The organism is Paracoccus salipaludis (assembly GCF_002287065.1).
Classification (GTDB): Bacteria; Pseudomonadota; Alphaproteobacteria; order Rhodobacterales; family Rhodobacteraceae; genus Paracoccus; species Paracoccus salipaludis.
The window spans coordinates 1-5,612 of record NZ_NSJZ01000042.1 but is presented as its reverse complement, the minus strand read 5'-3'; the positions used below and the strand labels follow the sequence as shown (position 1 = coordinate 5,612).

General features: G+C 56.2%; 2 tRNA genes and 3 rRNA genes. All 5 read left to right on the top strand.

Features of this window, described 5'->3' with window-relative positions:
* Window positions 1-481 precede the first annotated feature (481 nt).
* The 5 genes from CK240_RS17045 to rrf all read left to right on the top strand — a co-directional run bounded on the left by CK240_RS17045 (window position 482) and on the right by rrf (window position 5,579).
* Window positions 482-1,944: ribosomal RNA gene (locus tag CK240_RS17045) — 16S ribosomal RNA — on the top strand.
* Window positions 1,945-2,081: 137 nt separating this feature from the next.
* Window positions 2,082-2,158: transfer RNA gene (locus tag CK240_RS17040), tRNA-Ile, on the top strand.
* Between the two features lie 19 nt (window positions 2,159-2,177).
* Window positions 2,178-2,253, top strand: a tRNA-Ala gene (locus CK240_RS17035).
* Between the two features lie 293 nt (window positions 2,254-2,546).
* A 23S ribosomal RNA gene (locus tag CK240_RS17030) occupies window positions 2,547-5,375 on the top strand.
* A gap of 89 nt (window positions 5,376-5,464) precedes the next feature.
* Window positions 5,465-5,579: ribosomal RNA gene (gene rrf / locus CK240_RS17025) — 5S ribosomal RNA — on the top strand.
* Together the 16S, 23S and 5S rRNA genes with 2 tRNA genes alongside form the textbook arrangement of a ribosomal RNA operon.
* Window positions 5,580-5,612: the final 33 nt, after the last annotated feature.

Here is a 5,612-nt window from a genome sequence, read left to right as displayed (position 1 = left end):
GCTTGCCCTGTCTGATTGTTCCCCCTAGATACCGCTTCACCGAACGGCGGGGACGCTGGGAGGGACGGGGAAGCCGGGAGGCGGAACCGGGGGGTCCTGGGTGGCGCCGCGGAAGATTGTCGAGAAGGTTCTTGACGGTGGGCTGCGGGATCGCTAGATAGGGTTCCTGCCTCGGCGACGGGGCGACTGGAAATTCGGGACGGACTGGCTGTTGGCGCCAAGTAGGATTGGCGACTGCGGTCTGTTTTGTTCCTCTGCTGTTTGACATTGCGAGATATCTGAAGGGATATGCGGGCGGTTTGGTCATTCGACCGGAGCACCGACGCATATCGGCTCTCTAGCCCTTGGGCGATGATGAGAGTGTCAGCTTCACTGTTTGTCGGCTCACGCAAGTGAGGACGATGAACAGAAGGTTACCTGGTTAGGTCCAGGTGACAGATGTGCAGAGGTTCTTCTGTCAAGGATACGGCTAACGCCGTTTCAACTTGAGAGTTTGATCCTGGCTCAGAACGAACGCTGGCGGCAGGGGTAACACATGCAAGTCGAGCGCGCCCTTCGGGGTGAGCGGCGGACGGGTGAGTAACGCGTCCGAACGTGCCCTTTTCTACGGAATAGCCTCGGGAAACTGAGAGTAATACCGTATACGCCCTTTGGGGGAAAGATTTATCGGAAAAGGATCGGCCCGCGTTGGATTAGGTAGTTGGTGGGGTAATGGCCTACCAAGCCGACGATCCATAGCTGGTTTGAGAGGATGATCAGCCACACTGGGACTGAGACACGGCCCAGACTCCTACGGGAGGCAGCAGTGGGGAATCTTAGACAATGGGGGCAACCCTGATCTAGCCATGGGGCGTGAGTGATGAAGGCCTTAGGGTTGTAAAGCTCTTTCAGCTGGGAAGATAATGACGGTACCAGCAGAAGAAGCCCCGGCTAACTCCGTGCCAGCAGCCGCGGTAATACGGAGGGGGCTAGCGTTGTTCGGAATTACTGGGCGTAAAGCGCACGTAGGCGGACCAGAAAGTTGGGGGTGAAATCCCGGGGCTCAACCTCGGAACTGCCCTCAAAACTATTGGTCTGGAGTTCGAGAGAGGTGAGTGGAATTCCGAGTGTAGAGGTGAAATTCGTAGATATTCGGAGGAACACCAGTGGCGAAGGCGGCTCACTGGCTCGATACTGACGCTGAGGTGCGAAAGCGTGGGGAGCAAACAGGATTAGATACGGTGGTAGTCCACGCCGTAAACGATGAATGCCAGACGTCGGGCAGCATGCTGTTCGGTGTCACACCTAACGGATTAAGCATTCCGCCTGGGGAGTACGGCCGCAAGGTTAAAACTCAAAGGAATTGACGGGGGCCCGCACAAGCGGTGGAGCATGTGGTTTAATTCGAAGCAACGCGCAGAACCTTACCTTCCCTTGACATCCCAGGACAGCCCGAGAGATCGGGTCTCCACTTCGGTGGCCTGGAGACAGGTGCTGCATGGCTGTCGTCAGCTCGTGTCGTGAGATGTTCGGTTAAGTCCGGCAACGAGCGCAACCCTCACTTTCAGTTGCCATCATTCAGTTGGGCACTCTGGAAGAACTGCCGATGATAAGTCGGAGGAAGGTGTGGATGACGTCAAGTCCTCATGGCCCTTACGGGTTGGGCTACACACGTGCTACAATGGTGGTGACAGTGGGTTAATCCCCAAAAGCCATCTCAGTTCGGATTGGGGTCTGCAACTCGACCCCATGAAGTTGGAATCGCTAGTAATCGCGTAACAGCACGACGCGGTGAATACGTTCCCGGGCCTTGTACACACCGCCCGTCACACCATGGGAGTTGGGTCTACCCGACGGCCGTGCGCTAACCCTTACGGGAGGCAGCGGACCACGGTAGGCTCAGCGACTGGGGTGAAGTCGTAACAAGGTAGCCGTAGGGGAACCTGCGGCTGGATCACCTCCTTTCTAAGGAAGCTTTTAGCATGATGGCTTGCCATCATCGTAAAGCGACTTAGCAGCTGCCCAGATCAGGGCGGCACACACGGCCAGGCCGTCCTCATATCCCTTCAGTCAAGTGTCATGAGCAGGTTTGCCGGCTCTATGGGTCGGTAGCTCAGGTGGTTAGAGCACACGCCTGATAAGCGTGAGGTCGATGGTTCGAGTCCATCTCGACCCACCATGAGCGGCCGGCCATCTTCGGGGCCTTAGCTCAGCTGGTAGAGCGCCTGCTTTGCAAGCAGGATGTCGTCGGTTCGATTCCGTCAGGCTCCACCATCACTTCTTCGACTTGATCGGAAAGCGGTTGCGCTTTCCCGTCCAGTCGGACGCGTGCAGCGGGAAAGCCGCTGCGTTCACATCGTTCAGAGAGATTATCAGCGTTGTCGGCCGCACCCGAGTGGGGGTGCGGTGGTTCGCAAGAACCAACGGCGGCGTTGTCCAAGTCAAGTACACTAACCAAGTCTTCGTTCGCATGAACGAAGGCGGGAATAGTTGCATGCTGATCTGGAAAGAGGATTGTCCTTCGGGACGGACGCCGCAGGGATGCGGGTCTTTCTTCTTCCGGGTCAAATCAAGCGCGATAAGGGCGTTTGGTGGATGCCTTGGCAGCAAGAGGCGATGAAGGACGCGATACCCTGCGATAAGCTTTGGGGAGCCGGGAATAGGCTTTGATCCAAAGATCTCCGAATGGGGAAACCCACCTGAATGCTGGTTATTGTCACCCCTGCGGTGTCAATAACCGACATGACCAGGTACTTATAGGCTGAATACATAGGCTTATAAGAGCGAACCCGGGGAACTGAAACATCTAAGTACCCGGAGGAAAGGAAATCAACAGATACTCCCTTAGTAGTGGCGAGCGAACGGGGACCAGCCGAGCCGTAAGACTGACCAGAATGGCCTGGAAAGGCCAGCCAGAGCGGGTGACAGCCCCGTATGGGAAGGTTGATCGGACGCATTAAGTAGGGCGGGACACGTGAAATCCTGTCTGAAGATCGGGGGACCACCCTCGAAGGCTAAGTACTCCTTGCTGACCGATAGCGAACCAGTACCGTGAGGGAAAGGTGAAAAGCACCCCGACGAGGGGAGTGAAACAGTTTCTGAAACCGGACGCCTACAAGCAGTCGGAGCCCTCTTGAAGGGTGACGGCGTACCTTTTGTATAATGGGTCAACGACTTGGTCTATCTAGCAAGCTTAAGCCGTTAGGTGGAGGCGCAGCGAAAGCGAGTCTTAAAAGGGCGCTCGAGTTAGATAGATCAGACCCGAAACCAGATGATCTAGCCATGTGCAGGATGAAGGTTGGGTAACACCAACTGGAGGTCCGAACCGACACCCGTTGAAAAGGGTCCGGATGACGTGTGGCTAGGGGTGAAAGGCCAATCAAATCTGGAGATAGCTGGTTCTCCGCGAAAGCTATTTAGGTAGCGCCTCGATTGTATTCTCCCGGGGGTAGAGCACTGCATGGATGATGGGGGCCCACAGCCTTACTGAGTCTAAGCAAACTCCGAATACCGGGAAGAACTGATCGGGAGACACACGGCGGGTGCTAACGTCCGTCGTGGAGAGGGAAACAACCCTGACCAACAGCTAAGGCCCCCAATTCGTGGCTAAGTGGGAAAGCATGTGAGACTTCCAAAACAACCAGGAGGTTGGCTTAGAAGCAGCCATCCTTTAAAGATAGCGTAACAGCTCACTGGTCTAGTCAAGAGGTCTTGCGGCGAAGATGTAACGGGGCTCAAGCCACGAGCCGAAGCTTTGGGTGCACGCAAGTGCGCGGTAGCGGAGCGTTCTGTGATATGGAACGCTGCCTCTTCTGCCCTTCGGGGCAACGGAGGCAATGTTCTGACTGTGAAGCCGGGCTGTAAGGCATCCGGTGGAGTGATCAGAAGCGAGAATGTTGACATGAGTAGCGACAAACAGGGTGAGAGACCCTGTCGCCGAAAGTCCAAGGGTTCCTGCTTAAAGCTAATCTGAGCAGGGTAAGCCGGCCCCTAAGGCGAGGCCGAAAGGCGTAGTCGATGGGAACCAGGTTAATATTCCTGGGCCAGGAGATGGTGACGGATCCTTGAGGTTGTTCGATCTTACTGGATTGATCGGGCAGCTGCGGGGTCCCTGGAAATAGCCCTCCATGAGACCGTACCCGAAACCGACACAGGTGGACTGGTAGAGAATACCAAGGCGCTTGAGAGAACCACGTTTAAGGAACTCGGCAAAATACCTCCGTAAGTTCGCGAGAAGGAGGCCCCGTTCGTACGCAAGTATGGGCGGGGGGCACAAACCAGGGGGTGGCGACTGTTTACTTAAAACACAGGGCTGTGCGAAGCCGTAAGGCGACGTATACAGTCTGACGCCTGCCCGGTGCCGGAAGGTTAAAGGGAGGGGTGCAAGCTCCGAACTGAAGCCCCGGTAAACGGCGGCCGTAACTATAACGGTCCTAAGGTAGCGAAATTCCTTGTCGGGTAAGTTCCGACCTGCACGAATGGCGTAACGATCTCCCCGCTGTCTCAAACGTGGACTCAGCGAAATTGAACTGTCTGTGAAGATGCAGACTTCCCGCGGTTAGACGGAAAGACCCCATGCACCTTTACTATAGCTTCGCACTGGCATCAGGAATGTGATGTGCAGGATAGGTGGTAGGCTTTGAAGCGGGGACGCCAGTTCCCGTGGAGCCACCCTTGAGATACCACCCTTCGCCTTCTTGATGTCTAACCGCGGCCCGTTATCCGGGTCCGGGACCCTGCGTGGTGGGTAGTTTGACTGGGGCGGTCGCCTCCCAAAGAGTAACGGAGGCGCGCGAAGGTTGGCTCAGAGCGGTCGGAAATCGCTCGTTGAGTGCAATGGCAGAAGCCAGCCTGACTGCAAGACTGACACGTCGAGCAGAGTCGAAAGACGGCCATAGTGATCCGGTGGTCCCAAGTGGGAGGGCCATCGCTCAACGGATAAAAGGTACGCTGGGGATAACAGGCTGATGATGCCCAAGAGTCCATATCGACGGCATCGTTTGGCACCTCGATGTCGGCTCATCTCATCCTGGGGCTGGAGCAGGTCCCAAGGGTATGGCTGTTCGCCATTTAAAGAGGTACGTGAGCTGGGTTTAGAACGTCGTGAGACAGTTCGGTCCCTATCTGCCGTGGGTGTAGGATACTTGAGAGGAGTTGCCCCTAGTACGAGAGGACCGGGGTGAACGTTCCACTGGTGGACCTGTTGTCGTGCCAACGGCAGTGCAGGGTAGCTATGAACGGACAGGATAAACGCTGAAGGCATCTAAGCGTGAAGCCCCCCTCAAAACAAGGTATCCCTTGAGAGCCGTGGAAGACCACCACGTCGATAGGCCGGAGATGTACGCGCAGCAATGCGCTCAGTTGACCGGTACTAATGGCTCGATTGGCTTGATTTGATCCGGAAGAAGACAGACCTGCCTTCTTCCTCAGCATCAACTTGGACAACACGCGGCGAAAGCCGCAACGCTGAGCGTTTCTTCCCCGGTCTGGTGGCCATAGCACGAGCGAAACACCCGATCCCATCCCGAACTCGGCCGTTAAGCGCCGTCGCGCCAATGGTACTGCGTCTCAAGACGTGGGAGAGTAGGTCACCGCCAGACCTGGAAAGAAACGCAAACCTCTCCGAAACGATC